Origin of the sequence: Pedobacter kyungheensis (assembly GCF_000812965.1) — a bacterium.
Lineage (GTDB): Bacteria > Bacteroidota > Bacteroidia > Sphingobacteriales > Sphingobacteriaceae > Pedobacter > Pedobacter kyungheensis.
In genome coordinates, this window is the sequence record NZ_JSYN01000021.1 from 47,526 (window position 1) to 73,752 (window position 26,227).

The following is a 26,227-nucleotide window of genomic DNA, read 5'->3' on the forward strand; positions in this document are numbered from 1 at the left end:
TAGGGCGGTGAAATTTCCGCCCTAAGAAAATATTAAACAAGTTCCATTGAACTGATGAAGTCTCGTAAAACGGCTACTCCATTTTCTTTGTCATTTGTGAACCCATTATTATGAAGCTCAATGTTGAGGTCATCACAAAGGTTCATTAGTTTTTGAAATTTTACTGTATCATCAAACCCATTGACTTTCTTCAATTTAAGTGTTTCAGTAAAAGTTCGGACACCTTTTCTTGCGAGAATATCATCGGTGAGATGTGGTAGATATTTTTTGGTGTAGGTATCTTCTAAAATCTTTCGGCATTTAGAAAACCAACCTTCTAGATCTGTTATGTCCTCGCCATCATTCACTATTGAACTTATTGCTTTCAAGTCTTTTATCGATTCCTGCTCCAAAAACAAGTCTTTATTGATTCTACTTAATGAACTCTTCTTTACACCATCAGTCATGCCGTCGTTTATTATTTCCACACTGATACAAGTCGGGAATTTTAACAAACACCATTTATAAAAATCAAGTTCATGGGTTAAGATGAATATCTGCTTAGGCTTATTTCGATCTTGATTGACTTCATTGGTATTAGAGAGCGTGAGTATTTCGGTTATTGTAGCCCTTCTTCTCTCAGAATCAAAGCTTGAAAAAGGATCATCGAATACAACAATTTTTTCTCCTAGGTCCTTATCGTTGATTAGCGACGAAATAAAGAAGGTGAAAGCAAGAAGTCGCTTGTCGCTTTCACTCAGTGTGTTGCGGAAATTCGGAATAGTTGTGTTATCTCCTTCGAGAATCACATCATGTTTAGTGAAAAATGTTAGTGAAAAAATACGCTCATCCTTGCCTTTAATTTTTTTTAACGGCTTGAAGTCTTTGAGCCTAAAGTCCGCTTGCAAATTAGACAGCAACAAATTGATTGTTTTATGATGTTTTTCATAAATTTTTATCCCATACTCTTCTAATTCAGCTCGCTTAGCTTCTCGTTCATTCTTTTTCTTATCAAATGCAATGTCAAGTTCTTTGTGCTTTTCGAAATACTCATCCCAATTCTCACCGTGCCTGATTTTTGCAAATTCCAACATTTGCAACTGCTCCTTTAAGGATTCAAAGCTTTCTGTTATTTCTTTTAATCGTTCATTCTTAAGTTTAGAATAAGAGGAGTGAGCATTCAAAAAGCCTAGTTGTAACCGTTTGAACGAGCTGAAGTCCACAGAATATGATAGGTCTTGTAACTTTTTATCTAACTCTTTCTCGAAATCAGTCTTAAGTTGAGATAGGTTTGTATCGAAATCTATCCTTATACCAACATTCCCCGAAACAGTTTTTATGCGAGTAATGCTCAATTCAATATTCCAATCTTTAAAAATTGAAATCTCTTGCGCAATGGAAGCTTGAAGCTGTAAATATTGTTCAGAGAACAATTTATTAAATTCTTGGATCAAATCTAACGAGCTTTTGTTAAGCTCCTGTCCACAAAAGACACAATCTTTGGCATCACTCTTTAAAAGTGCCAGTCCTGTTTGAATGAAATTTATTGATCCGTTAGCGTCACTCCATGTTTTATTGATATGATCGGAAATAATCTTTTGGTTAATTTCAAACGGCTGCGAGGTTGCAGTAAAATCTAAATTGTATGCGGCGTCTTTAAAATATTTATCAACCTGATCACAGGTTGTTCTAATTTTATCCTGGTTTTGTACATCGTTAATTCTGATTTTGACTTTTTCGATTTCGCTATCAACATCTATAATTTTCTTCAGATTTTTGAACTTTGTTAGGGTTAATTCTGCATTTGGGAATCTATTGGTATAAATATTTCCATGGTTTTTTTTCTTGGTTGTAATTTCAGTAACTTCATTCTGGAGTTTTTCAATATCGTCAGCAATTTTTTGCCCCTCCTCGCCAATGATTACGGTGTTCAGGCTTTTATGGTTATCGTATGCAACTTCTCCGCCCAAGTGGATATTTTTACTAATAAAATCGTCATCAAAGATGACTAATCTTGGAAAGCCATTTGACCATTTTTGAGATGAGAACTTAATTTCGCCGTCACCAGTATGCAGGACGATCTCCTGGGTATTAGAGCCAAAAGACTGTCTTCCTTTAATAATAGTTTTATCCCCAGATTGGAGTGATTTGAATATCGCTGTTAGAGTTGATTTTCCCTTTGTATTTCCGCCATATATAAGGTTTATATCACTAAAGGATAAGCCCCCAATTGTTAAAACAGACCTGAATTTACCAACCCCCTCAATTTTATTAAAGCGTAAGATCATTTTAGATAATTTTATCTAAATATAATACTAAAGTAATTTAGAATTAACGAAAAGAATGTGATTTCTAGAATAAATGCTAATCGAAAGAAACTATTTAATTTGTTTGTGGCTGTGAACATTGCTGTGAGATCAAACTTGTCTAATTATCCCCTCCAATGGTCAAACGCCAATACCTCCTGATCCACAAAAGTTGAATCCAGTGCCGGATGATCTGCATATTCCTGGGGTGTGGCCTCTCCTGAAAAGCGGTAATCACTTGAAATGGTACAGGCTTCAAGCATTTTAGAGGGTATCTGCGAGACAGCAATTTCCTGAAGCCTTTCCTCGCTTGGTTCTTCCATCAGCCATTCCCAGCAAAGGTCATCAGGTGGTATAGTCGGCATACGCTCTTTTGAATTGTGGATATATTTCATAGTTCCGTTTGCAGCTGTGGTAGCAAAAGCAACAGTTCTCACCCATGCATTCTGTTCCGGATCAAACCAATCATTGTACAAGCCTACAAACCAGAAATATTCTTTTCCTACCACATTGATATGATAAGGGATTTTAGCAGTAGCTTTCAAAACCTGACCCTGTTTACCGTAAGTTGGTTCGTGACGAGACTCAATAATACCGGTGGACAACACCAAACAACGACGTTTTCTTGCAGCATCCGCCCACATTGACTTTTTACCATCATCTTTGGTAAAAAGATTTTCGCCCTTGAAATTTAAGGTGGTATACATCCGCCTGAACTTGGTCGCTTCCTCACGCGTTTTGATGTAACCGGGAACATATCCCCATTCCGCTTGCTGAATCTCAAAATCCCTACGATCGTCTGTCGGTACGACTATGGCACATGGCGCATAATTAAATCCATTATGCACACCGACATCCAAAAAATCATAGTCCCGTACTGCTTTTTCCAGTTGTTTGAGCTGGATAAACTCAGCTCTTGTTACTTTTTGCCCGTTATAATAACACATAAACCTGCCTCCTTAATTTTTCTTTTTTTTACCACGAATGTAGTCTGCAATTAACTTACCGATCCGCTGTGCTTCAGCTTGTCTGCCTTCAGGAATAGAAGTCCAGAACTTTTGGTCTTTGGCGCTGATACCTACAGCAATCACCAATGGCTTTGCGCCAGAACCAAAATTTACATGAAAAACCCTTTTGCCAGCAAGTTCATGTTCGGATATACGTAAAAGCTGATCATCCAGACTGAGCTCGAATGGTGGCTCTAATTCCCTCATTATTAAAGGTAAACAAATAATCTTTGAATTTCAATGTGCGTTTTAGCGATTACCCAACAATAAAACCTTTAGTGGCCGGTAAATGTTTAATCGATGTTATGAACAGTTATCACTTCAATATTTATCCTGTTGATACCAGCCAGGCGCAGGTTTGTATCGTACATTTCGACCGTGGGATTTATCATGTGTATGTAGAGGGGAACGAAGTTGGGATGATGGTCCGGGACAAAAGCGAATTTCTTGGTTTTGCGACCATGGATGAGCCTTTAAAACCATTGATCGAAGAGATATCAGGGCACTTGAATGAAAGGAACTTGAGGGAGAAATTTGCTATGGATATCCGCTCCAGGTGGAACGTGATCATTGAAGCCCGGTTTTTGAACGAAGAAACCCTGATGGTTTACATTAGCCCGGAAACCGATTTTGATGAGTTTGCCAACTGCGTCAGGGACACTGTTTATGACTACGTTGAATTTGATGAGCATTTAAACCTCATTCTCGCGCACATGAATGGGGAAGAAGTGGTTGACATTCAGATCAATTAGTTAATGATTTGCCTTAGGCTGGTTTAATATTAGTGCAATGCGCAGCAGGTAATGGTAATGATCGAAATCGTGGTGCAGTCCAAGTTTGGTCACCAGATAATCCACGTGCATGTCCATTATGTTGTCGCTCACTTGTGTATCTTCATTTTTCGAGATTAATGATTCATCGTGTACCTGGGCCATAAGCTGGTCTTCCTCTACAGCATCCCTGATTAATTTTAGGTCTTCGGATGGATCCCAGTCTGGGCTGAGCAGTCTTAATTCTTTAAAGGTTAGGTACGGATCCAGGTCTACGTTCATTTCGGGGATAAAAAGTTCAGCCAGTTCTTCCATTTTTCCTTCGTCAAAGGCTGAGTCAGCGCCGGCTCCGGCAAGAAGGGCAATAAAACTGATAAACCGCTGGTTACCGCCCTTCCATTTGATCTGCCACCATTCAGGGTTGAAAAAATCTTTGTCCGGGCCAGGCTGCCAGCCCTGCATTCTGGACATGATCATGGCAAGGGTAGCCATGAAATAGGAATGCCGCGTTTTGTCGACTGTGACGGCCATTTTTGCCATTAGCACGGGCGTTACAAATAATGATCCTTTCATGCCGAGCGCTTCACATATTTCCAGTATTTCGGTGGTATCGTCGGAAATTCGGAGGGTTTGTACAAGGATTTTTTCCAGATCACGGCAATCTTCCTGGTCACTGTTCCAGCCTGGCCTGTACATCAGGTTTATGATTGTTTTTTTATCGAGCATAAGTTAGTTTTTGTGCTGTTCTCAAATCTAATTAAAATCCGGGCAGCAATATGAATGGCTCAGCTTATTTTATCCCACCCGGGTGACTGACAATACGGTAGGTAGTCATTATCGCTTAGGTTAAACTTTAGTGAAAAAATACCTCGTAGAATTGTCGATGTTGCCTTATTTTCGTAGTGACTACGTATATTTGATAAACCAACAAAAATGAGGAGTCCCTATCTCGTTGATTTTCGAAATCAACTTTCTGAACTAAACAACAGGCTTTCTCATTACATTTTCGTATGGGAACAGTTTGCATTTGATAATGCTGAATTACTCTCAAAGAGAAAAAGTCAGCAAACTACTTCTGTTTACCCTGATAACCGGTATGCTAGGCAATATAATGTCAAACTTGGAAAATTAGCGGAATCTCATAACTCAACCTCGGAATTTATCTTAAAGAGCTTATACCTGCTACTTTATTCTGAGTTCGAGGTTTATATGCGGAGTTTATACGAATTGGCCAGGAAAGTGGATAAAGATCTACCCCATATCGATGTGAAGGCTAGGGTACCAGATAAAGTATTTGAACTTTTGAATATTGAAATGAACACTGTTTTTGATCAGAAGGAGCAATGGACGTTTGAATATTTTCGCTTACGCCGTAACCGGATTGTGCATAGTGGGGGGCAATCAAAGGGAGAATTGGCCGATGTTATCAAGCATCATGGAAATGCGTTACAGAAATACTGGGATGAGCGCCTTACCCGTGGTCTCTTTGGCCTTAATTTTCAATCAGAAGAAACCAATCACTTTATTAAAGAAGAATTCTTTGATTTTATTAATATTTGGCGGATATTGACCATCAAAATAGATGAGTTGATTTGTGCCCGAATGTCACGGGAGAAATTTATAAAATATGTTTACGCTGTTTTTATAAATGACCGTAAGAAGAAATTAAAGGGCTGGGGTGTTGAAAAAACAAAGGCAAAGTTTCTAGGATATACTAAAATGGAGTTTGATTTTCAACTCACTCAAGAGGAACAGGCACAATTTGATTACAATGGTGATGTAGCTTAGCTGGCAAAGCGCTTGCCTTGGAATGCGATTCAAATGGTTCTCATTCCAAGTAAGAGATGGGGGTTCGAGTCTCTCCTTTACCTCGAAAATAACTTTTTACCTTTTCTGTTTTAATTAGGTTTTTTGTAATGGAAAAGAATTTTTTAGAGATGTTGGACAGTCTTCCGGCAGAGCAAAAGCAACCCTTTATTGATCACTTTGTACAGACGGTATTGGGTAAGTCTGCATCACCGCTTATTTTGACCACCAGTAAGACCATTTCAAATGATGCTAGTTTAGATGAGAGGATAAGATTAACAGCCGAAATCTATGGAATTGATCCCAAACGAATCGACAAGGAAGAATTTCTTCTAGGTGAAAAGGAAATTGCAGAATCCAAAATGCAGGTTCGAGCAATTATCCAAGATTATTTTGGCCAAGAAAATAATACGGGACAGAGAAGCAAAAACGATGAACTAATTAGTTTGGGTAAATTTTTATATACCACCCAGATGAATTTTCAGATTACTCCAATGGAGGTTCCTGATTTTCTTTTAACTGGCGGTGATAAGGTCATCGGGCTAGAACATACTAGGCTGGAGGCCGGGAACGACAAGGCATATATTGCCGAAATCTGGAAAAAATACTTGAATGAGACAGTCTACAAACTTTTAAATGCGATGCCCGGGTTATGTGGAGTAGGTAATCTTACTCTGGATACTGATCGGAGGCTTTATGAGGGTAAATCGTTGAGGGATTTTAATGATAAAGCGATCAGCTTGAATCGATCAAAGATTATAAATCATCTTACTGACTATATTAGAGCAACGATTAATGGGGAAGCCATTACTACACCGGCATTTGTTAAAACCTTTAGCTATCAATCTTCCAACGAATCGTTTTCCTTAAAATACAATCAGGATTATTTTGTCAGAAGCGATTTTTCGGAAATGGTACAAGAAGCAGTACGCAAGAAAGAAAAAAGGATTGATGTTTATAAAGAAAATGCTAAAGTTGATGAATGCTGGCTTTTGCTGGTTTATGGGGATGCTAATCTCTCGTCCGGTTTTAAAGTGAATGAAAACTCCCTCATGACAGAGTTGGAAAGTACGTTTAATCGCATTTTTATATTAAACTCTTTCAACCAGGCTTGTTTTGAAGTGCAAAAGGGTACCTCAAAGTTAAAGTACATTGCTCAGAAACAATTTAGGGAACTATTGATAAGATAAGCCTAATTTATTACCAGTCGCCACCAAATGAAACCCTCAGGCCTGTGGTATCCATCTTTTTGTTAATGAATATGGTTGCTGCTTCTTCAGCAAGATTATGATCGTCAATATAATTGTTTTCTCTTAGGATCTGCCTTGCTACCGGGAACCATTCACTCCGGTCAATATTTCTAATATATTCTGTAGCCTCAGACATCAAATCTTCAGCATGTGACCCATCACCCAAAACTTTATAGGTGGCAGAATCAAAAGCTGTCCGCCAGGCAAGTTCTAATAACTCTTCTCTTTTTTTATCTGTCATATCCAAATTTAATCATTTGGAAAGACTTAATATAAAATGCAGGGTGCTTAAAACTTTACAAGTTTTGCTCCGATTGATAGGGATTGATTTTGGCTGTTTGCGCAACAAATTTCTGATTGGCAGGAGATTACCTAGTCAAGGCGGCTCCGCTTTGCTCCGCTGGTTTTGAAAAAATAATCTCCACACCTGCGCTGCGCTCCGGGTAGTATTTTTTTTCCAAAAGCCTTGCCTGTAATCCCTGCCCAACAGGAGCGGGTGCTTAACAAAAAGCCAGGAATGGCTCCCGCCGAAAGGTAGTAGGCAGGTTTTCACAAATTTAATTTATCAAAAAAATGGAAACAAAAGTGAAAGAAAACGGACAGGCTAATGTAAACAGCGTGAAAGCCGAGAAAACCCCAAGGTTTGTAGCTGGCAATCCTGTAAATGAGGTAGCTAAAAAAGCAGAGGTAAAAAATGGGGAAGAGGCTGAAAAGCCGGAGGAAGTTAAGGAGCAGCTTAAAACTGAACCCTCTAAACTGGAAATTAAAGAAGCTTTAGCACAGCAAAAACCTGCCCTGAACCTTGATGAAATGCTGAAACTGGTAGCTGACTTAAGCAAAAGGACGGCTTTGCGTGACCGCTACAAAGGTTATATCGATGCGTTGGCTGGCTTTGAGCAGGAGCAGAAAGAAAATGTTGACGAGTTGGAAGATGAAACGGCTTTTCAGGGCTGTGAACTGGAAATCAGCGATAGCCATGGCAATGTGTTCAGCACCAAAAGCCCATCAGTGATCAAAGGCACTATAGCGTTTATCAGTGGCCGTTTAGCCGAACGTTTGGCCGAGGTGGAAGCAGGTATTGTTTTGCCAGCCTAGAAACTGAATGCCTCCCGAGCATTCGGGAGGCTATTTATTCACCTAAAAACCAATGTTATGTTAGAAGCATTCAAAGAATATTTAGATCAGATGTTTTATCAGGGTTACGCAGATCAGTTTGAAGATGATAATCCGATGGAGTTTTACAGCCAGTACAGGGAGTTCAGGCTTAACCATGGAGGGCTGCCGCTATGAAGTACGAAACGATATTTATAATGGTGAGGGTGCAGGTGCATGCCGACCACGAGCATGTTTCCAGTATGGTAAGGGAATTGGAAACCCAGTCTGTTTTGAGCCTGAGCGATACGGCCAATATTAACGTCCTTGAAACCGAAATATTGGTTTCAAGGATCCATAACCCTAAGGTTCACCGCTGGGGAAGTTTGGAGAAAGTAGCCCCGCAAAAAAATAGCAGGTCATGAAATGGTTTGGGGAATGCAGTACGCTGGACGAGGTCAAAGCACTGTACAAAAAGCTCGCTAAACAGTATCACCCCGATTTAGGGGGTGATACCCTGACCATGCAGGAAGTAAATAAAGAATACGCTTTTGCATCAGCCAAGGTGATCAAGGGCAAAAACCTGAATGAGCAGGAAACAGAAAACGAAATCCGCTTTTCGGCAGAGTACAGGGAGGCTATAGAGAAAATTATCCATTTGCAGGGGATAACCATTGAACTGGTAGGTTACTGGATATGGGTAACAGGCAATACCATAGCGGTTAAAAACGAGCTGAAAAATGCAGGGTTCTTTTTCGCCTCCAAAAAACTGGCTTGGTACTTCCGTACTGGCGAATATAAATGCAGTAAGGGCAGCAAGAAAAGCTTGGAGGAGATCAGGGATAGATACGGCAGCGAGGTGATCAAAGGAAAGGCAAATGTTAAACAATATTTAAACAATTAATTATGGGCTGGAAAGGAGAAAATCCCGATACGGTTTATCATCATTTTGATGATTCGGGTATCAGGGTTTATTTGGATAAGACGGATTGCTCAGCGGAAACCGAAAATTGCGCAAGGTTTTTTTGCCAGCATCAAAATTATTCCTCAGTGCAGGTGAAAGGGTTTTATTACCTGCGTGGGCATAGGAAGCAGGTCATTCATTCAAGGGTTTTGGTCGGGGTTTTAGAAGCGGAAAGCCTGCCGCCCGAACTTTTTGAAATTGTCCACTGCCTGACCTTTTGGAATCAGGAGGGTGCAGATTGCTATATGATGAATGCTGAAAAGCATGAGACCTACAGCGATTTTATTTTAAAATGTATTGCGGCAGACTGCAGGGTTGTCGTTGAGCCCTGTGCTGATCGGTTTGCCACGGGCAAAGGTGGCAACCACGTTTGGGTAAGCCATAAGGAAAGCGGCATACGCATTTTATTCATTCATTTTTAATTAAAACGGTTTGCGTTGACCGCAATTGAGCGCATGAGATATGAAAACACTAGATTTAAATAATACCAAAATTTTCTGCGGGCTGATGGAAAAGATGGGGGACAAGACGCATTTAAAAATCGAAAATGAACCCTTTATGCCGCTAAGTATTGAAAAACTGGCTGATGGCATTAACATAGGTAGGTATGACAACGGCATTTTATATAGCCTTGCCCATTATTATACGCTAAACGGGGATTTGATGAGTGATCCGGAAATGACTTTTATTGTGGTATTGGGTGAGGCTGGATTGGCCGATCCCCAAACAGTTCAGGTTTTACCCTGCTCATACACCCAGTCGGATATGGGAATTTATGAAGAAGGGGTGCGCTTTAGCTATCAAAAAGCGATCGAATACGACACTGATTTGCAAACCGGTCATACCGAGTTTGCAGGTGTCTGGCTAAGCAATATTCATGATCAGGGATTTTTAGAGCAATGAAAGCGCTGCATTAATTATCGGGGTCAGAAAAAGCAAGGCTTTTACACGACCTGTTTCCTGAAGAAATGCCGATGCTGCTGGAAGATATCAGCCTTTTTTGCGAGGATTTCAAAGCAAATAAACAGCACTACCGCAAGGGCTGGGATAGTGGTTTTATGTCTTTTGATTACTGGCAGAATCTTGCAGGCGAAACAGCAGGCATATTAAAAAGGCACAAGGTGAATATGCTTCGCAGCAGCAGGGTATTCTCAGACCAGCTGTATTTTACCTACACCTCTTTATTTGTGACCAACCGCATTGTAAAATATGCAGCTAAAGGGTCTCAGAATGAAAAATTTAAACAGGCAGTAAACCTGCTGTTTAATCCTTAGAGTAGTTTGCCTGATGGTAGGGGCACCGCAAAATTTGCGCGGTGCCCTTGCGGGCCTTTAGGTTTGTATAAGATTTTGCTAAGAGCGAAAATAAGAATTTTTTAAGTGCTGATTAAGACAGTTAATAAGAGTAGAGAGGTGACTTATCCTACGGGCAAGATTAAAGATCTAATTTATGATTTATGCCTCTTTACTTTTATAGACTATAACGAAATATTGCAGACGTTTGCTTGAAAAAGTTAACACAGTCAGGAGCGAACTAACTTGCGGGCAAGATTAATGATCTATCTTATGATTTAGGCTCCTGACTGCTGTTTAAACAGGCTTCAAATAGAAATTAGAGTTTTTAAGACTCATTAGTAAGGTATTGAGTGTGTTCAAATATGTTGACCCTAACTAACTTATAATAAGAATGAACTGGAAGTATTTTATTGGCATTGATGTGTCTAAGGCTACCCTTGACGTATGCATTTTAGAAGGTAAGAGCAAAATTCTTAACCTAGAAATTGAGAACAAACCAAAAGCACTCAGCGCCTTTTGGAAATCTTTAACCAAACAGATACCAGGTATCTCTGCTGAAAACACCCTGTATTGTATGGAACATACAGGGATTTATAATGAGCATTTATTATCATTCCTGCATAGTAAGGGAACTAATATATGCTTAGAACATCCAGCTCATTTAAGGCTGTGCGTTGGCTTGACACGTGGTAAAAATGATCAGGTCGACGCTGAACGAATTGCAGCTTATGCGTACAGGGAGAGAGAAGTTGTCAAATTATGGGAACCATCCAGAACCATTATTAAGACTTTAAAACACCTTACATCTTTAAGGAACAGGTTAGTCCGAACAAAAAAGGCTTTGTCGATACCAGTGAAAGAAATAAAAATGTTTGATAAGGACGGTGGTAAGATGATCGAAAGCATTTGCAAGGGAACCCTAAACAGTATTGCACAGGATCTGGAATCGGTCGAAAGGCATATTCTCGATATCATTAAGCTAGATCCTACGTTAAAAAGACTTTTTCAAATATCAACCTCTGTAAGTGGTATCGGAACTGTAACTGCTGTGGAGATTATAATAGCCACGAATGAATTTAAAAATATCACTACTGCCAAGAAATTCGCCTGTTATTCCGGAATAGTACCATTTGAGCACAATTCCGGAACAAGTATAAGAGGGCGGGCAAGGGGTTCTCATAAAGCGAATAAACGTGTCAAAACGTTGCTTCACATGGCAGCTATGGCATCTTTGATCAGTGGAGATATGAAACGTTACTACCTTCGGAAAACCTCAGAAGGCAAAAATAAAATGAGCGTAGTGAATGCTGTAAGGAATAAGTTAATTCAACGCCTGTTCAGTTGTATCAAAGGTGACCGATTATATCGTCCGATGGATGACAGAGTGGTTATCAGGATGGGGGTCGAAGAACCTATGTGTCAAGATGCTTTGTCAATCCCGTAGTATTTCCTTCTAAGCCAAAAGGCAACATTTACCAGTGCAATAAGCGCAGGTACTTCGACCAATGGCCCGATTACGCCCACGAATGCCTGACCGGAATTGATGCCAAATACTCCGATGGCTACTGCTATGGCCAATTCGAAATTATTGCCAGCCGCAGTGAAGGCAATAGATGTGCTCTGTGAATAATCTGCACCCATTTTTTTTCCTGCAAAAAAGCTGATGATAAACATAATGGCAAAATAGATGACTAGCGGAATGGCAATGCGAACTACATCCATTGGTATCTGTACAATTAGTTCTCCTTTAAGACTGAACATCACCACAATAGTAAACAGCAAGGCAATCAAAGTTATTGGCGAAATAAATGGTATATACTTCTGCTGGAACCATTGCTCGCCTTTAATTTTGATCAAAGCATAACGGCTGATCAGCCCCGCAGCAAAGGGAACACCCAAGTAAAGCCCTACACTTTTTGCAATTTCAGTGATGGTAATGTTTACCGATAATCCATCTATACCAAACAGCGGCGGAAGTACGGTAATAAAAAGATAGGCATAAACACTATAAAGTAATACCTGAAAGATACTGTTAAGCGCAATCAGACCAGCTGCATATTCCCTATTACCCTCTGCCAGCTCATTCCACACCACCACCATTGCAATACAACGTGCCAGGCCGATTAGAATCAACCCGATCATATATTCAGGGTAATCATGTAAAAATACAATGGCCAGTATAAACATGAGTGCAGGACCAATAATCCAGTTTAAAGCCAGCGAAGTGCCCAGCACTTTAGTATTGCGGAAGACTTCTCCCATTTTTTCATACCTGACTTTAGCCAACGGTGGGTACATCATCAATATTAGCCCAATTGCCAATGGAATATTGGTCGTGCCACTGGAAAAAGAATTGATAAAACCTGATGAGGACGGAATAAAAAAGCCAATACCTACTCCAATCACCATTGCCAGAAAAATCCATAGCGTTAAGTAACGGTCTAGAAACCCTAATTTTTTACGCTCTGCCGCAGGGGCACAAGTATTTGCCGACATATTTATTTGATTTGTGAAAAGACATAAAACATTTCAGTTGCGATCTGCAAACTTCTTTCCTTATACTTTTCTGCTTGTTGTGGCGTATTATCAAATGCTTTTGGGTCTTCAAAGGTTATTGGAATGCGCTTTTCAGCTCCAGAAATGAATGGACAGCCACCATCGGCCTGCGAACAGGTCATTATTGCCGCGAATGCACCTGAAGGGTTAAATTCATGATCGTAGGCCTTTGAAAAACCGATAACAGGATGTTCATTGTCACTATATTTTATGGCATATATGGGGTTATTCCCTTCAGCGATATCCTGAACTTTAAAACCCGTTTGTCTTAAAGTTTCGGCAACTACGGGAAACAACGCAGTAGCCTCTGTTCCCCCTGAATAACAAAAGACATTTTTAATGCCGTAATAAGCTGCTGCTGTCTGCGCCCAAACTTGTGAAAGATGGCTTCTGCGTGAATTGTGTGTGCAGATCAGGTTGAGCCGTACCTCGTTTTGAGTACTGTGCTTGTCTTGGATAAAATCAATTAAAGGCTGTAATATCCTTTTGCGATCAGATGTAATGTTGTCAAACTTGAAATTGCTAACCACAATTTCAAGTTCCGGAAGAAGTTTTGTGTTCATTGTTATATTTATAGATCTTAAAATTAGCAGCACCCTCCACCTGGAGTACAAGTTGAACCTGAAGCCAGATTTACCAATTCAATTTTTTGTTTTTCGGCTGGAACACCACATTTGTCCATCGCAAGGCAGGCGGTTTTCTTGGCCAGTAAAAGAAAGTTTTCCCCGTCAAAGCCCAGGTCATACTTGCCAATAGTTTCGGCCTGGTATTCCACTTCAATTTCCAGATCTTCCATTCCCAAGACCTTTTCTGAAAGCGATATGATATGGATTAATTTACCAGCTTTTAAACGGTGTTCGTAATCGTCAGCATCCCATAGCTGGAAATTAGCCACTTTTTCATGGCGTACGGTTCCACCGCAGTCGATAAAGTCCTTTGTAATGATTCCGACCTCGGTTACATGGAAATGTTCGGGCACTGAATTGCCGTTTTCCAGTTTAAAATTCACTCCTTCAGCCGTAGCAAGGATTTCTTTTATTTCTGATAGTTTCATAATTTATGTATTTATAGTATTATTGCAATTTAACGATTGATATAGGCAAAAAAAGTTTAGCAACAGGTTGTTTCGCCTTTATAAGAAGCCAAAAATCCACCAAGCTGTTCTTCCAGCAGTTTCCATGTCTTAGGATTGATGCAGTAGCAAACACTTACACCTTCTATTGTGCCCTGTATGATACCGGCTAATTTCAATTCTTTCAAGTGCTGAGAAATGGTTGCCTGTGCCAGGCCAAGTTCACCCACCAAATCCCCGCAGATACAGGTGTTTGATATAATGATCCTTTGGAGGATAGCGATACGGGCAGGGTGCGCAATTGCTTTCAGCAATGTGGAAAGCTGGTTCTGCTCGTCTGTAAATATTTCTGATTTTGTAAGCCCCATAATTATGTATCGCAATATTACGATGTAAAAATGAAAGCGCAAAATAAATTTGATCTTTTATTTGGTTCAACCATAGAAATCATTAAGCTTTTTTCTAGGTATTAATGATATTTGTCATAGAGTGGACGCAAGAATTCCTGGCCACTTACCATTAGTGTATTTACAATTTTATCGGCGGTTTCCTTTTGACCGGATTGATAGAGGTATTCGACTAGGGAGGTTAGCTTATCATGCTGAAAATAGTTTCTAAATGTTATCAGATTGGCCAATGTGGCAACATGATGCGCTGGGCTTGTGTCTTTCCATTTCAACAAATCTGCCATCAGGCTGACCGTTGTGATGTCATCACTAAAACCTTTGAGCGTATCCTGAATTAGTTGCACCGAATCATCGTCCAGAACTTGGATGTAATCCATTAAGTGAATAATATTTCGGGCAACCCGTTGATCATTTATCGTATCGGTTTCGGTGAAGCGAAGAATGATGAATCTCCAGGTGGTAATGACTTTTTCTGTCAATGAGGACCGGCGAGGTTCAGGTTCTTGCTCTATGGCTTTATGTTGGGTTAAAAGTAAAGTTATCGTGTCTTCCAATAATTTGCTTTCTGCCTTTGACAGCACTTCGAATAAAAATGTCTGTTTAAAATCGGTTTCGTAGTCCCAGAAATAAAATGCTAGGAAATGACGCAGGATTCCCTGCTGGTGAGTGGTATCAATGTAGCCAGTGTCTACTGCGCGCTGGTAATAAGGTTTCATGATTGGGTAATATTCACCTGATATGGGTTTGCCAAATCCTATTCCTCCCATGAAACCGGCCCATAATCTTTGTTCCACATTTTGGTATTTTATAATGGAAGCTTTAAGCCATTCACTATCCAGGTACATGAATTGCGATAGGTACATTCCTAGTAAAACGAATGTGTCCACCATCCCTGTTTCCATTGCAACCTCGTAATTTGCTTTTGCTTCACTGTCCCAGTGACTATTGTCATTTTCATCAGTGCAGTTTCGAGCATATTTCAGGGAATAATCAACCAGCGCTCTGTAAACCTTCCCACTTGTGGAATTTAAGGAATGCATGATGTAATCGGGAAAGTCTTTATCAAACTGCCTATCCATCGGCAGGTTTGGTATCATTTCTAATATGATGCTCTTTGCAATTGGAAGTAAAGTATTGTCAAAACTGTGGGCGTCATCTCTTGAGCCTTCGGACAGGAGCCAAGAGACATTTCCATATACCCACTCCCTGGTCGCACGTCTGTCGTCTTCAGTTTTAAGCTGGTCATTCTTAAAAGCCTCACTGGAGATATAATTTTTACAAAAGACCAGGATCTTTTCCCAGTCCAGAGCAATGCCATTTTTCCAGGCTTCGTTAAAGCCACTCAGTAACTGATAGATATACAAATAAGTTACATCGTAAAACTGCTCAAGTACACTAGTAAACTTATCAGGATTCTGAGCAGCTGCCTTTCCCACTATATCTGCAAAACCTTCAACCGTAGGGTCTTCCCACCTGTCTCTGTCTCGGTAATTTTTTATCTGTGTAAGAAGTTCCTGGTTTTGCATTTCCAAAACTTCATCAATTGTATATGGAGATACATGCCCTACCCGAACTTGAATTTTACCCTCTTCCCGGTAGTTCTTTTTAACGTTTAATTTTTCGGTAAGGTGCTGATAATCCTTTTGAAATTCCTTTCTGGATTTCATAGCGTCTAACCAGCGGTGCTGCCAGTGTTCTTTACTGGCAGTATAATGCCGATCCCCAATAGGCCCGTTTTTGATGATCTCACCAATAACTTTTGCCTGTTCGCCGGTAAGTTCAGTCGCTACGGTTTCTAATAATAAATGTAGTTCAAGTTTGTAGGAATCAGTTGAAAATAACCTGAACTCTGATTCCTGAGCTAAAACGTCCATAAACAGTGAGCCTAAAGTATCCCATCTTTTGCTGACGATGAACATTGCCATCCGCTTGAAGAATGGAACGTTATACCTGTTGGCAAACAAAAGATCTTTTAATATTGGCTTTAGCTTTTCTACATTGGTATCTGCTAGTTTGACCAGCCATTCTCTAAGAAGGTAACTGAATGTATCTGTGACCTTGTCATCGTGATTTGTTGGATCATCTAAGTTTTTTATTGCACTATAACCCATGGCTGATCCGATGTCATTTGTCAGCCCCCAATTTATTGTATCAAAAATTCCCTCAAAAATTGATTCATCTAGTTTTTGCTCGGCAAACGCCTTTATCAGGTATTCTTTTAACCAATTCTGCTTTAAATCCAAGTAGTGAGTGAGTTGGTCAGAAAAAATCTGCTGCTCAGACGCCTGGTCTTTTCGGGTTATGGTGAAATTCAGTGTATCCCAATCCGGACTGAAGGTGAATACGAATGTGCTATCTTCAAAATCCGCCTGTGCAGCCAACTCGTGATCGTGCAGTAATATGTTAATCCCATCGATCAGATAGTAAACAGGACTTACAGAACACTTTTCAGTAATGACGTTTAATAAATTAAGATCTATCATCGTTCGTATTAACTGATAGCTATATACAGGGGAATAATAGTTTTGGGGTTGGCCAAATAGTTCTTTACTTGGATTCTCCTTTTTCTTTAGCTCTAAAAGAGCAGCGAGGATGATTTCGGCCTTTAGGTGGTCTTCTGAGCTTGTACCATCTTTCAGAAATTTAGGCAGCAATTGGTCACAAATGGCCATGGTCTGCAACATGGTATCAAAGCGGCTGTTCATCCAGATTGGGATGAGTTTTAGCAGTTCCTCTGTAACCAGCTTATTTGGGAGTTTAGCAAGTATGAAGATGAATACCTGCCAGGTACGGTAGTTATCCTTCGGATAAGCCGATGCTCTTTTAATGATTTCAATTACTTCTGGTATCAAATCCAGGTTCTCCCCTTTAGAAAAGCCATCCGCTATCTTTTCAAGGTATACGGCTGCATCCCAATCGGGTATCAAGGTCTGTCCTCGGCCGTTTTCAATGGGTTCAGGGTTGTTTTGAGGGTCAAAAAAGCCACTCTCTTTCATATAGTTAAACCAGGCCATTTTCTGCGAGTTTTCTTACAAAATATTTTCTATATCCAGGATGTTTTTCAAACAGTGCGTTCAGAATCACTTTTTCCAGGCTGTTTGGCTTGGACTTTAATAGAATGGTATCTAAATACATGCAGTTCTCTAAAAATTCAGGGTCTGCTTCCTCAGACATCATTACTTCTTTTACCCGCCTGTCTTTGAGCTTTTTATTCTCTTCAGCTTTTGCAAGGTGTTTTAGGTGCTCTTCAAATGAGGGCAAGTTGGGTCTTAGGTAATGTCCGAATAGTTTTTCAGCAAACGGTTTGCCTATTTCGTTTTCACAATATACATATTCCAGTCCGCACTCTTTGAAGTCACTTTCCAACATGGTGTGTAGTGTGTAACGCTGATTATCCGCTGAAAAATCCTTATAGTTAATAGTCGCAAAGTAACATTGAGTCAATTTGCTGGCTTTCAGAAAGTGTTTAAGAGAAAGGATGTTAATTGTGTCCCGATAACTGTCTTTCTTATGATTTGGAGCGTAGCAGTTTAAATTTTTCTTGGCTGCCTCTATATAAATCTCGTCATTTTCACGGGCTTCTAGAATTTTTTCGCTGAACATCTGATCTAACATAGCCACACGCTTTTCCAGTTTATCTTGTACCTTGTCAGGGGTATGAGTTGTTTTGATTGGATTTGAACTGTGGAGAATGCTCGTGAGTTCTTTGTCTTTTTCGCGAATGGAACCTAAAATTGCCTTCAGATTTATTTCTTTATTACGATTCCATTCCCGATTGATATTTTGTGTATTGACCAAAATTAATTCGCCGGTGCTTAGCCAGTATTGAATTTCTTCCAAGAGTCCAGCTTCAGCATCCAGATCTCGTTTTAATAACTCAATCCATACGCATGTATCTAGTGCCAGATGAATCATTTGAATATTTTTTAAGCGTTAAAATTGATATTTAGAGTGGTTCACTTCGATCAAAGTTACTGAAAAGTAGTTGAAAAGATACTGGCGCTTTACTTTAGAATTAAGAAATTCAGTTGTAGAGAGAACGATGCCAAGTTATCTTTATCTTTACAGGAATGGCAGATAAAAAAAGCATAGAGTATTTTACATTTTCCCAATATCGGGAGGCGCTAGAGCATTTTCAAATGCACTACGACATTCAAGATGTCATCATTACGCCCACCGAAGTGCAGCCCAAAGGGAAACCAAAGTCTGAAAGGGTGTGCCGTTTTTGCGGTAGAAAGAACGATCCCGGAGCCTTTAAAAGTGTATCACATCTGATCCCCGAAATGCTTGGTAATAAGTATCTGTTTGCAGATTTTGAATGTGATAAATGTAACCAGCAATTGTCAAAATATGAAAACGATCTGGCCTATTTCTTAGGGATATTCAGAACTTTGTTTCGTATAAAAGGCAAAAGAGGAATTCCCACCTTTGACTCAAAATCAAATACGGTAAGGGCAAAAGATGAAGATTTTTATGGGGGCAGGGCTTTTAATATTGAAGAAACTAGCGATCAATATAAGTCGTTTAAATTTGATAAAGAGACGGGCAGCTGTACTATAACTTACAAAAAGCACGGTTACATCCCAATCAATCTGTATAAGATATTATTTAAAATTGCATTATCGGTTTTACCACAAGAAGATGCTGGTCAACATCAAAGGGCTTACCAATTTATCCTGAGCGAGCAAAAGTATGACTGGGTAGCGGGCATGTGTAAAATCGTTTATTTTGATCTGCCTTTTGATTTCCGAATGACTCTGCCCGTATGTTATCTTTTTAAGAAACGTGAGGTGCAAGCCAAACTTCCAACCCACTTTTTCATGTTTCATTTTCAGCACATGGTGTTTCAATTCCCTTTGCATTACAATATCGAAGATATTCGTAGCGGCCTTTATCAAACTGGAGAAGTTGATTTGCCTTTTTGTCCGCCAATACTGTACCGCGACCCCGGCACCGCTACTTGCCATTCGGAAATTCGTGATCTTTCCTCCTATGAAAAAATGGAAGAAGTGCAGCAAATGAGCTTTGGCATGGATCCCGAATATCTTACACAGCTAGGTGCAATGAATCCAGAGACTGGCGAAATTACTGGTATCGCATTTAAACCTGATGAGATCGTAAGGATGGTCATCTATGAGGGGGACGAAAAACCTGAATTTCCAAAATTCAACGGTAGGAAAGAATCTGGCTCCTGATGATTTTTCAATTTCTATTCCTCAGATTAAAACTCAAACTAAACAAAGAACTTATTTAATACAATGAAGAAAAAGCAGTTAGATCAATACAAAATGCAAATGAAGCAATATGCCAATGACGATGGTAATTATTCCATTTACCAGAATCCAGCTATCGATCATTTAATAAGTTTGATGCTTAGTTCACCGGTGCCAACCAAACAGGACAAGTTTGTACCGCTTAAAGCGTTTGTTAAAAACGAAGATGGGACAGAAACCCCTGTTGTCAACATGTACCAGAAATCGGAAGATAGTGATACGATTAAACGGTTTACAGAATATGTCAAAGATGCTGCGAAGAACATTTTTACTGAAGAAAACCGTATAAGAAGGCCAGAGCAGGTTGAGGTAATGATAAATGTAAGCACTTTAAAGGGTAGGTACAATGAAGTAGATGTCGATAATTTGGCAAAATGCGTTCTGGATGCGCTGAATGGGGTGGCCTTTGATGATGATTCTCAAGTATCAACTTTGATTTCTCAAAAGATTGTTCACCCAATGGAAGTTGACGGTTTACTTATTGGAATTACAAAAATAACACCGACCCGGCGCGGCATTTTTGGTGATCCGGCACTTTACAGTTTTGAGAAATGGAAATAATATGATGAGTCAAAAATACCCGCACGCCACCTGGAACGGATATAGTTATTGGCATGGTACTTCAACAGTGTTCTTAAATTCGATACGCGAAACTGGTCTGGGAGCAATAAATCCCAGCAAAGACTGGCGATTGTTGGATCTTTTGAAATTCCTATATGATAACATTATCAGCCTTAAAATCGAAAGCAAAGTATTTGACATTCACCGGGCATCTATCACTGCAACTATAGCGCAAGGTACACTTGATATTGATGGACTAAAATTAAATTTTCAGCATGACGGTGTATATGTTTCTGCCAGTACTATTCGCGCAGCTACTTATGCCTGCGAAAATCATGTCGGCAGCGAACTGTTAGAGAAATGCATGGTTCTTTTGAGTATACTGATTTCTACCGGAAATGAGCCAAAGATCCCCAAGGAACTGGACGTTTTGAACATACGTCAGTATTTAGAGGTGCCTGCTAAACCAGTAATGATTGAGATCAGGGAGATTGCTGACTCAGATTTGAGCTTCGAAGATGGAACTGACGCAACTGAAAAGCTTAACGAATTGCGAAACATTTTTCCAACATTGCCCATTGCTCAACAGTTTGAAAGGCTTCAGTTTTATAATTTTCGTTTGCTTAGGCCAGTATCACCTGAACAACTTCATATCTATGAAGTTGATTTTGAAGGCGCTGTACGAACAAGAGATTTTCAGTTTTATCTCTCCCGAATTCGCTAATCAATATGTGTAAAGCAATTGGGGCCATTATACGAGCTGGAACCTAATTTTATAAATCATAAAGACCTGGTCGCATGGAAATCTTCCAGTTTTAGATAGTGGATTGTTGTTATCCCTTATAAAAATTCTTAACTTTAAGTACATCAGATTATCTAGCCAACATTGCAGGTATCCGACCAGCATTGCAAATTTGATGAATATTATTAGCATCGGAAACTTGCAGTCATCAGAAAATGGAATCACTTCAAAGCAGGTAATGCCAATATAAAGGCATAAATTTCAATGTTATGATTAATATACACCCTGAAAGAAGAAACGTAACTCCGGAAATGGCTGTGCGGATACTAAAACGTTACGGTCGGAAAATTAGTCTCAAGGAAGCAAGGCTGATGATGGATTTTATGTATAATTTGGCAATTCTTTCTCTTAATCAGGTGATTAATGATGAAAGAATGAGGAGGCTATGGGAGGATAGACGACAGAATGAACTTGTTGAGCGGTTTAAAGGGAAAAAGGTGATGTGAAAAGCTAGCATAATATTATCGGTTTTTTCTCCAGGGTTTCTGTAAGGAAATATGAAGGATCATTAAAAAACAAAGCCTGGCTATTGCTCGGTTTTCTTATATCACATAATATATTTTCTAATTAACTATCTGGATTTATAGGCCTCTTGTCTCAACTTATCAATCTCGAAAAATTGAAATTCATCGATTAAGTTATGTAATTCCTGATCAGATAAACTGTTGACCTTGGCAATCAATTTACCCATATCTTCTTTAAAGAGCGTAATATAATTGAGTGCAATATGGTAATCAGCTTTTGTAAATGAAGAGGGATCAAGTATGCCATCTTTAAAGTCCACATAAAAAGTTTGTTGTTTCAAATCATCAGCTCTTTTCCACCAATTATAGTTTCCGTAAGCACTAACACTACGGCTTAATAGTATCTGGATATTTTTTAATAGGCTATCTCCCTTGGACCTAGTGGGTAGGGTAGAGTTAAAAACAAAAAGATAAACTGAGAAAAAATCTTTTAACAGTTCGTGCCTAACCTTATGGTTATAAAAAAGCTTGGTGAACCATGGTAATTGTTTCAGGTTAATATTTCGGCTCATCAATAGGCACCAAAACGATTTGACTAATTCCTCTGATCCCAGTATTAAGTGGGAAATTGCATTTTGAGACTGGTCATTTTGGGCCAATATATCTGCACATAAAAAGTGTCGCTTTGCATTTTTGATCACTATGGGAACGATATCAGTATATTCTCTGGGCGTCAAGGAAGTCCAGCTTCTAACAGGTTGACTTTTGGGATTCACGTTAAAGATAGGTTAGTTGTTTATTCTGGCATGAAAAGCCCAAAAATGGTAGACATGTCACTTGTACCAATTGGGTTATTCTTTTGTGTCGGATAGGTGCTTATTAACATCCAAAGTCAATCGATCAATCAAGACTTCTAAACTTTTTGCTTTCTGATCACTCTCCATATCATCTGTAATTTTAAGTGCTAGGCTAATGTTCTGTGTAAGCACAAGTTTTTGGTGATATTGAGACATTTTTAAAATTGTGCGGTTATAGAAATAAAAGAATATCGCGGCAATAAACTCACTTAAGACACCAGCAGCAGTTGTCACATACGCAGGTTCAGCTTTACCAAGGTACATCATAATTATCCCTGAAACGACAATTAATAGGCCTATGATCGCAGCAAATGCTGAAAGTCTGAAACTCTTATCAGCCTGCTCCTGGGTTTGGAGGTAATATTGGTCCAGATATTTGAAATTAATTTGAACAAGTTTGGTAAAAAAGTTTTCTTCTATGTTTTCTTGTAATTCATCTGCGCCAGCCTTGACTAAATCCAATTCCAATCTTCTGAGCCTTGCGAAGAACATAAACCGAAAGGCGCCTACAAATAGGCGTATATAAAATTTCCGCCAAATGCCCCGAGAATAAAATTTATCAAAATCTTAGACGGTTCATAATCCTCTGAACTTAACGGTAGCTTCATGATATATATAAACGCTGCTCCGAATGTCGACGCGATTAACCAGCCATACCATGTGAAGTTAAATGTTCTAATTTGCTGCAGAAGATGTTCCTTTCTCTTTTTAATCGAGGCAATACTTTCTCCTATTTCTTCTTCCTTAGACTTTGTTGAGTCAGTTGATACAAGGTTGTCTTTTTGAGCGTTCATTTTTTCTGTTAGTTTGGTTTGTTTGGAAGACCGTGATTGAAATTATGTAAAGTTAACAATGTTATGCTAATACTCGATTTTTGACCTTAACCAAAATTGAAGTCTAGCTCTTTAATCAATGGCGCTCCCTTAAAAGCATCGCTTCGTAAAATTAGTTTACCCTTGATATATTTAGTGAATTCCGGGATTATAATCAAATCTGAAAGAAAAATATCGCCATCTGAATCATACTGTGGAATAGTTACAGCACCATTGCTATTAGCCCTTCTAGTTCTTTTAATTACATATTCACTATCCTCTTTTTTTAGTTCCACATGTAAATTCGGCATATATACACTTGGCAAATCCGTAAAGCCAAATAGGTTACTGTTTCTTTTGTTTCTTTGCCGATGAACAAATTCCTGGTGTATTAGATCCTCGGCAATGATCAGTGAGGCGCCCTTAGCATCAATTCTAAGTTCAACATCTAGGTGGATTTGCTCAGAGGATTGGTTACTGACTTTAAAGTCTAGGAAGTTCTTTCCTCTAATTTCACTATTAGTAGAATTTCCAATATAGGTTTCAATTTCTATGAAATCTTTCTTGTCGGGTGCATCAAGTCTGGATTTATAGATGCGTTCGAAATCTTTTCTTTCCATTTTTTTTGTGCCGCTGCCCAACCGGATATAACCATCACCTGTCCTAAAGCCAGATGGTTTTCCAGTTTCGGCCATAAAAAAATCTTTTTTGAACAAATAAGGCCTTTCATTATTATCATATATCCTAAAATAGGCAAGTTGATGATTCTGGTAGGCAAACGAACGGTATTCGAAATTAATGTTTGGCTCAATGTAGCTATTTAGAAACTGCTGATAATCTGCTTCGCTGACTAATTCCTCAATGTTAATGAAACCTTCAGCAGTACCTCCATTCTCGGAGATGCCAATGATAATGTATTTGTCCTCCTCGGCTTGACCATTGGCCATCGCAGATAAGTCCTTTAAAAACTCTCCTTTATGTTTGGCACTTCCAAGCGGGTATTGGACACGTTTAAAATCTAAACGTGAATTTTCCGATTCATATTCAATGAGTTGTATTACTTTTTCCAGCATGTTTTATCTATAATTATCCTCAAATACTCGCTTACTTCCACCTTTGCAGTTCTGTACCACCTGGTACTGAGGAAAGGCCTTATTGATGTAGGTTTTGTCTGGAACCTTATTATTGTGAATTATTTTTTTATCCATAGAACGTCAGGTACCACTAAGTTACTCAATAATGTGCTGGAATGGAAAGAGCTAAGACTTCCAGTGGTATTTCAAGACTTCAATTGATTGAAAATTAAATTCGGGGGGGGGCTTTTATTTACCCCCCCGAATTTCACTAGTAGTCATAAAGCTATTTTCTTTGTCGATTTTAGCGAGTCTCTAGTAGGTATTAGTATGGCTTTTTTTCATAAAAATACTATGCTAGAGGCGGCTAACATTTGCTGAATCGAAGATCTAATTAAAACAAAACAGCATTTGCTTAGCAAATTAAGCTGTTTTTAACCTTTCTTTTTTTTCCATGTTCGTTTATATTTTAAAGTGAAGTCCCTACTAAGAGGTTCCTGAGAAACAAGTTCGCTTAGTCGAGCAATTTTTTTTAAATCTTCTACGAATTTATTTGAGTTCAGTTCGAAAGGGAGCACATCGAAAGCTCCAGAGAAATCTGGAGCTTTTTTGTTTTGCTGATTTTCTTTGGCAAAATTGATAGCCTGAATGCTGGATCAAGCGGAAAAGTTGGGGGGCGATGTAATTCGCCGTCAAAAATCCATTTTTCGTAATATATCGAACCGGTAATTGCTCGTTTTACATCAGAATCTGCGTTTAAATAGAATTCAGGCAGGTTTTTAAGGTTTATTAATGCTAAGTCTGCCAAATCCTCAATATCCAGGTCTTGGTTTACCTGCTGGCTCAATTCCTTTAGTTCCGCTTCAAACCTTAAAATAGCATTTTCGCATTCTTTTTTGATCTGCTGATATTCTTCTGTCGATATGGTGCGTATTTCAATGAAACTATCCACCTCGTTTCAGGCTAAACTTTCCACATGAGATGATCGTGAGTTCGCCGTATCTATTGAGTTTTGTTATCTCCGCGATATTTTATATTCAATAGGGCGGACTTCATGTTAGTCTTTTGCAGCACTCAAGCCTTGACTTGAGTGGTTCTTGATGGTACCTCACTCAAAAGCATTGGAGTTCGTCTTATTGGTTTCTCACCAATCTGGTTTCCACTTGCTTTTAGGTTACATCGTTTTACATAAAATTACCGTTTATGAAAACGAACAAATTAACCGCCATCAATTGTGATCACTTCAAGGAATTGATAAAAGATTATTCCCTACAAAATATAAACCGGAGCGTATGTACGCAAATGAAAAGTTTCCTTTTGACTGGCTGTATGCTATTAAGCCAAAGAATCCTGTTTGAGGGGTGGCAGGGCAGGCGGGACCTAAATGGTTAATGATTTTTATGGGTTCTTTAATAATGCAGCCCGCCCTGTTTTTTTGTTTTTGGGCTTTAGCTGCTAGCGCTATAAAAAAATCATTAAAGCTTTTTGACATCGATTCAATGAGTTCACCTTTATATCTTTCTGGAAAACCTGCTTTAAAATCAGCCCAACAGGTGCTTGAGGTATTTTGTGAAAGTTATAGTTTAGAAAAGGTGAAACTTGTGCTGCTGGAGGTGTTTCAGGGATATGCCTTGAATGATAAAAAAGGTTTTCTGGAACTGGGTATCAGTGAACAGGAGGTGGGTGAGGTTTTCGATGGGCTGATCGAACTGGTCGGAGCGGTACGGACGTTGGTTGAGCAGGGTGAAACTGATGGGCTTGGTTCGGAGGTTTAAGGACAGGTTACAGTTTAATTTCTAATTTTTTTACGGTTTAAATCAATCAAAATGAAGCTGAAATTATGCTTCCTGCTATTGCTACGCCCATTTTTTTTGGAACTGT

The 26,227-nt window shown here is 39.2% G+C and carries 32 protein-coding genes; 16 read left to right on the forward strand and 16 right to left on the reverse strand.

Translation table 11 applies throughout. From position 1 onward, the window contains the following. Window positions 1–32: 32 nt before the first annotated feature. The 3 genes from OC25_RS17640 to OC25_RS17650 all read right to left on the reverse strand — a co-directional run bounded on the left by OC25_RS17640 (window position 33) and on the right by OC25_RS17650 (window position 3,499). On the reverse strand, window positions 33–2,267 hold the full coding sequence (locus OC25_RS17640) for an AAA family ATPase (RefSeq protein WP_039478769.1): 2,235 nt from the start codon (window positions 2,265–2,267) through the stop codon (window positions 33–35). Between the two features lie 143 nt (window positions 2,268–2,410). Then, window positions 2,411–3,232, reverse strand: coding sequence for an SOS response-associated peptidase (locus OC25_RS17645; protein WP_039478772.1), 822 nt, complete (start codon window positions 3,230–3,232; stop codon window positions 2,411–2,413). 12 nt (window positions 3,233–3,244) lie between these two features. Continuing rightward, window positions 3,245–3,499 (reverse strand): hypothetical protein, encoded by a 255-nt coding sequence (locus OC25_RS17650; protein WP_039478774.1) that lies wholly within the window; start codon window positions 3,497–3,499, stop codon window positions 3,245–3,247. A 23-nt stretch (window positions 3,500–3,522) separates the two neighbouring features. Between OC25_RS17650 and OC25_RS17655 the strand changes: the two genes are divergently transcribed. Beyond that, window positions 3,523–4,044 (forward strand): hypothetical protein, encoded by a 522-nt coding sequence (locus tag OC25_RS17655; RefSeq protein WP_156131516.1) that lies wholly within the window; start codon window positions 3,523–3,525, stop codon window positions 4,042–4,044. Here OC25_RS17655 and OC25_RS17660 read toward each other — a convergent pair whose 3' ends face one another. Further along, window positions 4,045–4,788, reverse strand: a complete 744-nt coding sequence (locus OC25_RS17660) for a hypothetical protein (protein WP_039478777.1) — start codon at window positions 4,786–4,788, stop codon at window positions 4,045–4,047. It abuts the gene before it with no gap. Between the two features lie 207 nt (window positions 4,789–4,995). On the opposite strand from OC25_RS17660, the gene OC25_RS27375 reads away from it, so the two are divergent. Together OC25_RS27375 and OC25_RS17670 are read left to right on the forward strand one after the other, a co-directional pair. Further along, on the forward strand, window positions 4,996–5,850 hold the full coding sequence (locus OC25_RS27375) for a hypothetical protein (protein ID WP_082018637.1): 855 nt from the start codon (window positions 4,996–4,998) through the stop codon (window positions 5,848–5,850). Window positions 5,851–5,978: 128 nt separating this feature from the next. Beyond that, window positions 5,979–7,058: a hypothetical protein gene (locus OC25_RS17670; RefSeq protein ID WP_039478779.1), complete on the forward strand. Its 1,080-nt coding sequence runs from the start codon at window positions 5,979–5,981 to the stop codon at window positions 7,056–7,058. 10 nt (window positions 7,059–7,068) lie between these two features. On the opposite strand, the gene OC25_RS17675 is transcribed toward OC25_RS17670, so the two are convergent. Then, on the reverse strand, window positions 7,069–7,359 hold the full coding sequence (locus OC25_RS17675) for a hypothetical protein (RefSeq protein ID WP_039478781.1): 291 nt from the start codon (window positions 7,357–7,359) through the stop codon (window positions 7,069–7,071). A 332-nt stretch (window positions 7,360–7,691) separates the two neighbouring features. On the opposite strand from OC25_RS17675, the gene OC25_RS17680 reads away from it, so the two are divergent. From OC25_RS17680 to OC25_RS17710, 8 genes are all read left to right on the forward strand, one after another. Next, the gene (locus OC25_RS17680; RefSeq protein WP_039478783.1) at window positions 7,692–8,213 is read left to right on the forward strand and encodes a hypothetical protein; all 522 of its coding nucleotides are present in this window, start codon (window positions 7,692–7,694) and stop codon (window positions 8,211–8,213) included. Window positions 8,214–8,270: 57 nt separating this feature from the next. After that, entirely contained in the window at window positions 8,271–8,408 is a 138-nt protein-coding gene (locus OC25_RS27975) for a hypothetical protein (protein WP_156131517.1), read from the forward strand. Continuing rightward, window positions 8,405–8,635 carry a hypothetical protein gene (locus OC25_RS17685; RefSeq protein ID WP_156131518.1) on the forward strand — a complete coding sequence of 77 codons (231 nt, stop codon included), beginning with the start codon at window positions 8,405–8,407 and terminating at the stop codon, window positions 8,633–8,635. Before OC25_RS27975 ends, OC25_RS17685 begins: the two co-directional genes overlap by 4 nt. After that, window positions 8,632–9,114, forward strand: coding sequence for a J domain-containing protein (locus OC25_RS17690; protein ID WP_039478787.1), 483 nt, complete (start codon window positions 8,632–8,634; stop codon window positions 9,112–9,114). Before OC25_RS17685 ends, OC25_RS17690 begins: the two co-directional genes overlap by 4 nt. A 2-nt stretch (window positions 9,115–9,116) precedes the next feature. Further along, window positions 9,117–9,596: a hypothetical protein gene (locus OC25_RS17695; RefSeq protein ID WP_039478789.1), complete on the forward strand. Its 480-nt coding sequence runs from the start codon at window positions 9,117–9,119 to the stop codon at window positions 9,594–9,596. Between the two features lie 40 nt (window positions 9,597–9,636). Continuing rightward, entirely contained in the window at window positions 9,637–10,077 is a 441-nt protein-coding gene (locus OC25_RS27015; protein WP_052266290.1) for a DUF6908 domain-containing protein, read from the forward strand. A gap of 71 nt (window positions 10,078–10,148) precedes the next feature. Beyond that, a complete protein-coding gene (locus tag OC25_RS17705; RefSeq protein WP_245222045.1) occupies window positions 10,149–10,448 on the forward strand; it encodes a hypothetical protein in 300 nt (99 codons plus the stop codon). A 412-nt stretch (window positions 10,449–10,860) separates the two neighbouring features. Further along, window positions 10,861–11,913, forward strand: a complete 1,053-nt coding sequence (locus tag OC25_RS17710) for an IS110 family RNA-guided transposase (RefSeq protein WP_052266291.1) — start codon at window positions 10,861–10,863, stop codon at window positions 11,911–11,913. Here OC25_RS17710 and arsB read toward each other — a convergent pair. The 6 genes from arsB to OC25_RS17740 form a co-directional block, all read right to left on the reverse strand. Next, a complete protein-coding gene (gene arsB / locus OC25_RS17715) occupies window positions 11,889–12,965 on the reverse strand; it encodes an ACR3 family arsenite efflux transporter (RefSeq protein WP_039478792.1) in 1,077 nt (358 codons plus the stop codon). The two genes, OC25_RS17710 and arsB, sit on opposite strands and share 25 nt — an antisense overlap. Before the next feature lie 2 nt (window positions 12,966–12,967). Continuing rightward, complete coding sequence (locus tag OC25_RS17720; protein WP_039478794.1) at window positions 12,968–13,588, reverse strand: arsenate-mycothiol transferase ArsC; 621 nt, start codon at window positions 13,586–13,588, stop codon at window positions 12,968–12,970. A gap of 23 nt (window positions 13,589–13,611) precedes the next feature. Next, window positions 13,612–14,079 carry a DUF6428 family protein gene (locus OC25_RS17725; protein WP_039478797.1) on the reverse strand — a complete coding sequence of 156 codons (468 nt, stop codon included), beginning with the start codon at window positions 14,077–14,079 and terminating at the stop codon, window positions 13,612–13,614. Between the two features lie 56 nt (window positions 14,080–14,135). Beyond that, entirely contained in the window at window positions 14,136–14,465 is a 330-nt protein-coding gene (locus tag OC25_RS17730) for an ArsR/SmtB family transcription factor (protein WP_039478798.1), read from the reverse strand. 101 nt (window positions 14,466–14,566) lie between these two features. Beyond that, window positions 14,567–17,518, reverse strand: coding sequence for a hypothetical protein (locus OC25_RS17735; protein WP_039478800.1), 2,952 nt, complete (start codon window positions 17,516–17,518; stop codon window positions 14,567–14,569). Then, complete coding sequence (locus OC25_RS17740) at window positions 17,505–18,419, reverse strand: PIN domain-containing protein (RefSeq protein ID WP_039478802.1); 915 nt, start codon at window positions 18,417–18,419, stop codon at window positions 17,505–17,507. The genes OC25_RS17735 and OC25_RS17740 overlap by 14 nt, the downstream gene beginning before the upstream one ends. A gap of 155 nt (window positions 18,420–18,574) precedes the next feature. Here OC25_RS17740 and OC25_RS17745 point away from each other — a divergent pair, with 155 nt between their 5' ends. The 4 genes from OC25_RS17745 (at window position 18,575) to OC25_RS17765 (ending at window position 21,586) form a co-directional block, all read left to right on the forward strand. Further along, on the forward strand, window positions 18,575–19,699 hold the full coding sequence (locus OC25_RS17745) for an HNH endonuclease (protein ID WP_039478804.1): 1,125 nt from the start codon (window positions 18,575–18,577) through the stop codon (window positions 19,697–19,699). Window positions 19,700–19,762: 63 nt separating this feature from the next. Further along, the gene (locus OC25_RS17750) at window positions 19,763–20,338 is read left to right on the forward strand and encodes a RusA family crossover junction endodeoxyribonuclease (protein WP_039478807.1); all 576 of its coding nucleotides are present in this window, start codon (window positions 19,763–19,765) and stop codon (window positions 20,336–20,338) included. 1 nt (window position 20,339) lies between these two features. Further along, window positions 20,340–21,062, forward strand: coding sequence for a hypothetical protein (locus OC25_RS17755; RefSeq protein ID WP_039478809.1), 723 nt, complete (start codon window positions 20,340–20,342; stop codon window positions 21,060–21,062). 287 nt (window positions 21,063–21,349) lie between these two features. Further along, complete coding sequence (locus OC25_RS17765; protein WP_039478815.1) at window positions 21,350–21,586, forward strand: hypothetical protein; 237 nt, start codon at window positions 21,350–21,352, stop codon at window positions 21,584–21,586. Between the two features lie 125 nt (window positions 21,587–21,711). Here the strand turns inward: OC25_RS17765 and OC25_RS17770 are convergent, their stop codons facing one another. The 5 genes from OC25_RS17770 to OC25_RS17790 all read right to left on the reverse strand — a co-directional run bounded on the left by OC25_RS17770 (window position 21,712) and on the right by OC25_RS17790 (window position 25,298). Further along, window positions 21,712–22,380: an AbiV family abortive infection protein gene (locus OC25_RS17770; protein WP_039478818.1), complete on the reverse strand. Its 669-nt coding sequence runs from the start codon at window positions 22,378–22,380 to the stop codon at window positions 21,712–21,714. 75 nt (window positions 22,381–22,455) lie between these two features. After that, complete coding sequence (locus OC25_RS17775) at window positions 22,456–22,929, reverse strand: TRADD-N-associated membrane domain-containing protein (protein ID WP_156131520.1); 474 nt, start codon at window positions 22,927–22,929, stop codon at window positions 22,456–22,458. Between the two features lie 38 nt (window positions 22,930–22,967). After that, entirely contained in the window at window positions 22,968–23,255 is a 288-nt protein-coding gene (locus tag OC25_RS17780) for a hypothetical protein (protein WP_039478821.1), read from the reverse strand. Window positions 23,256–23,341: 86 nt separating this feature from the next. Further along, the gene (locus OC25_RS17785) at window positions 23,342–24,346 is read right to left on the reverse strand and encodes an AlbA family DNA-binding domain-containing protein (protein ID WP_039478823.1); all 1,005 of its coding nucleotides are present in this window, start codon (window positions 24,344–24,346) and stop codon (window positions 23,342–23,344) included. 559 nt (window positions 24,347–24,905) lie between these two features. Beyond that, window positions 24,906–25,298, reverse strand: coding sequence for a hypothetical protein (locus OC25_RS17790; RefSeq protein WP_039478825.1), 393 nt, complete (start codon window positions 25,296–25,298; stop codon window positions 24,906–24,908). Window positions 25,299–25,746: 448 nt separating this feature from the next. Between OC25_RS17790 and OC25_RS17800 the strand changes: the two genes are divergently transcribed. Further along, the gene (locus OC25_RS17800) at window positions 25,747–26,121 is read left to right on the forward strand and encodes a hypothetical protein (protein WP_156131521.1); all 375 of its coding nucleotides are present in this window, start codon (window positions 25,747–25,749) and stop codon (window positions 26,119–26,121) included. Window positions 26,122–26,227: the final 106 nt, after the last annotated feature.

What these genes read in the sequence shown, in the direction of transcription:
- OC25_RS17640 (WP_039478769.1), bottom strand. Translation starts at nt 2,267, where the DNA reads ATGATCTTACGCTTTAATAAAATTGAGGGGGTTGGTAAATTCAGGTCT.
- OC25_RS17745 (WP_039478804.1), top strand. Translation starts at nt 18,575, where the DNA reads ATGGCAGATAAAAAAAGCATAGAGTATTTTACATTTTCCCAATATCGG.
- OC25_RS17675 (WP_039478781.1), bottom strand. Translation starts at nt 7,359, where the DNA reads ATGACAGATAAAAAAAGAGAAGAGTTATTAGAACTTGCCTGGCGGACA.
- OC25_RS17650 (WP_039478774.1), bottom strand. Translation starts at nt 3,499, where the DNA reads ATGAGGGAATTAGAGCCACCATTCGAGCTCAGTCTGGATGATCAGCTT.
- OC25_RS17720 (WP_039478794.1), bottom strand. Translation starts at nt 13,588, where the DNA reads ATGAACACAAAACTTCTTCCGGAACTTGAAATTGTGGTTAGCAATTTC.
- OC25_RS17690 (WP_039478787.1), top strand. Translation starts at nt 8,632, where the DNA reads ATGAAATGGTTTGGGGAATGCAGTACGCTGGACGAGGTCAAAGCACTG.
- OC25_RS17730 (WP_039478798.1), bottom strand. Translation starts at nt 14,465, where the DNA reads ATGGGGCTTACAAAATCAGAAATATTTACAGACGAGCAGAACCAGCTT.
- OC25_RS17695 (WP_039478789.1), top strand. Translation starts at nt 9,117, where the DNA reads ATGGGCTGGAAAGGAGAAAATCCCGATACGGTTTATCATCATTTTGAT.
- OC25_RS17755 (WP_039478809.1), top strand. Translation starts at nt 20,340, where the DNA reads ATGATGAGTCAAAAATACCCGCACGCCACCTGGAACGGATATAGTTAT.
- OC25_RS17660 (WP_039478777.1), bottom strand. Translation starts at nt 4,788, where the DNA reads ATGCTCGATAAAAAAACAATCATAAACCTGATGTACAGGCCAGGCTGG.
- OC25_RS17740 (WP_039478802.1), bottom strand. Translation starts at nt 18,419, where the DNA reads ATGATTCATCTGGCACTAGATACATGCGTATGGATTGAGTTATTAAAA.
- OC25_RS17680 (WP_039478783.1), top strand. Translation starts at nt 7,692, where the DNA reads ATGGAAACAAAAGTGAAAGAAAACGGACAGGCTAATGTAAACAGCGTG.
- OC25_RS27015 (WP_052266290.1), top strand. Translation starts at nt 9,637, where the DNA reads ATGAAAACACTAGATTTAAATAATACCAAAATTTTCTGCGGGCTGATG.
- OC25_RS17785 (WP_039478823.1), bottom strand. Translation starts at nt 24,346, where the DNA reads ATGCTGGAAAAAGTAATACAACTCATTGAATATGAATCGGAAAATTCA.
- OC25_RS17735 (WP_039478800.1), bottom strand. Translation starts at nt 17,518, where the DNA reads ATGGCCTGGTTTAACTATATGAAAGAGAGTGGCTTTTTTGACCCTCAA.
- OC25_RS17800 (WP_156131521.1), top strand. Translation starts at nt 25,747, where the DNA reads ATGGGTTCTTTAATAATGCAGCCCGCCCTGTTTTTTTGTTTTTGGGCT.
- OC25_RS17750 (WP_039478807.1), top strand. Translation starts at nt 19,763, where the DNA reads ATGAAGAAAAAGCAGTTAGATCAATACAAAATGCAAATGAAGCAATAT.
- OC25_RS17645 (WP_039478772.1), bottom strand. Translation starts at nt 3,232, where the DNA reads ATGTGTTATTATAACGGGCAAAAAGTAACAAGAGCTGAGTTTATCCAG.
- OC25_RS17685 (WP_156131518.1), top strand. Translation starts at nt 8,405, where the DNA reads ATGAAGTACGAAACGATATTTATAATGGTGAGGGTGCAGGTGCATGCC.
- OC25_RS17725 (WP_039478797.1), bottom strand. Translation starts at nt 14,079, where the DNA reads ATGAAACTATCAGAAATAAAAGAAATCCTTGCTACGGCTGAAGGAGTG.
- OC25_RS17710 (WP_052266291.1), top strand. Translation starts at nt 10,861, where the DNA reads ATGAACTGGAAGTATTTTATTGGCATTGATGTGTCTAAGGCTACCCTT.
- OC25_RS17705 (WP_245222045.1), top strand. Translation starts at nt 10,149, where the DNA reads ATGCTGCTGGAAGATATCAGCCTTTTTTGCGAGGATTTCAAAGCAAAT.
- OC25_RS27975 (WP_156131517.1), top strand. Translation starts at nt 8,271, where the DNA reads ATGTTAGAAGCATTCAAAGAATATTTAGATCAGATGTTTTATCAGGGT.
- OC25_RS17670 (WP_039478779.1), top strand. Translation starts at nt 5,979, where the DNA reads ATGGAAAAGAATTTTTTAGAGATGTTGGACAGTCTTCCGGCAGAGCAA.
- OC25_RS17780 (WP_039478821.1), bottom strand. Translation starts at nt 23,255, where the DNA reads ATGAACGCTCAAAAAGACAACCTTGTATCAACTGACTCAACAAAGTCT.
- OC25_RS17765 (WP_039478815.1), top strand. Translation starts at nt 21,350, where the DNA reads ATGATTAATATACACCCTGAAAGAAGAAACGTAACTCCGGAAATGGCT.
- arsB (WP_039478792.1), bottom strand. Translation starts at nt 12,965, where the DNA reads ATGTCGGCAAATACTTGTGCCCCTGCGGCAGAGCGTAAAAAATTAGGG.
- OC25_RS27375 (WP_082018637.1), top strand. Translation starts at nt 4,996, where the DNA reads ATGAGGAGTCCCTATCTCGTTGATTTTCGAAATCAACTTTCTGAACTA.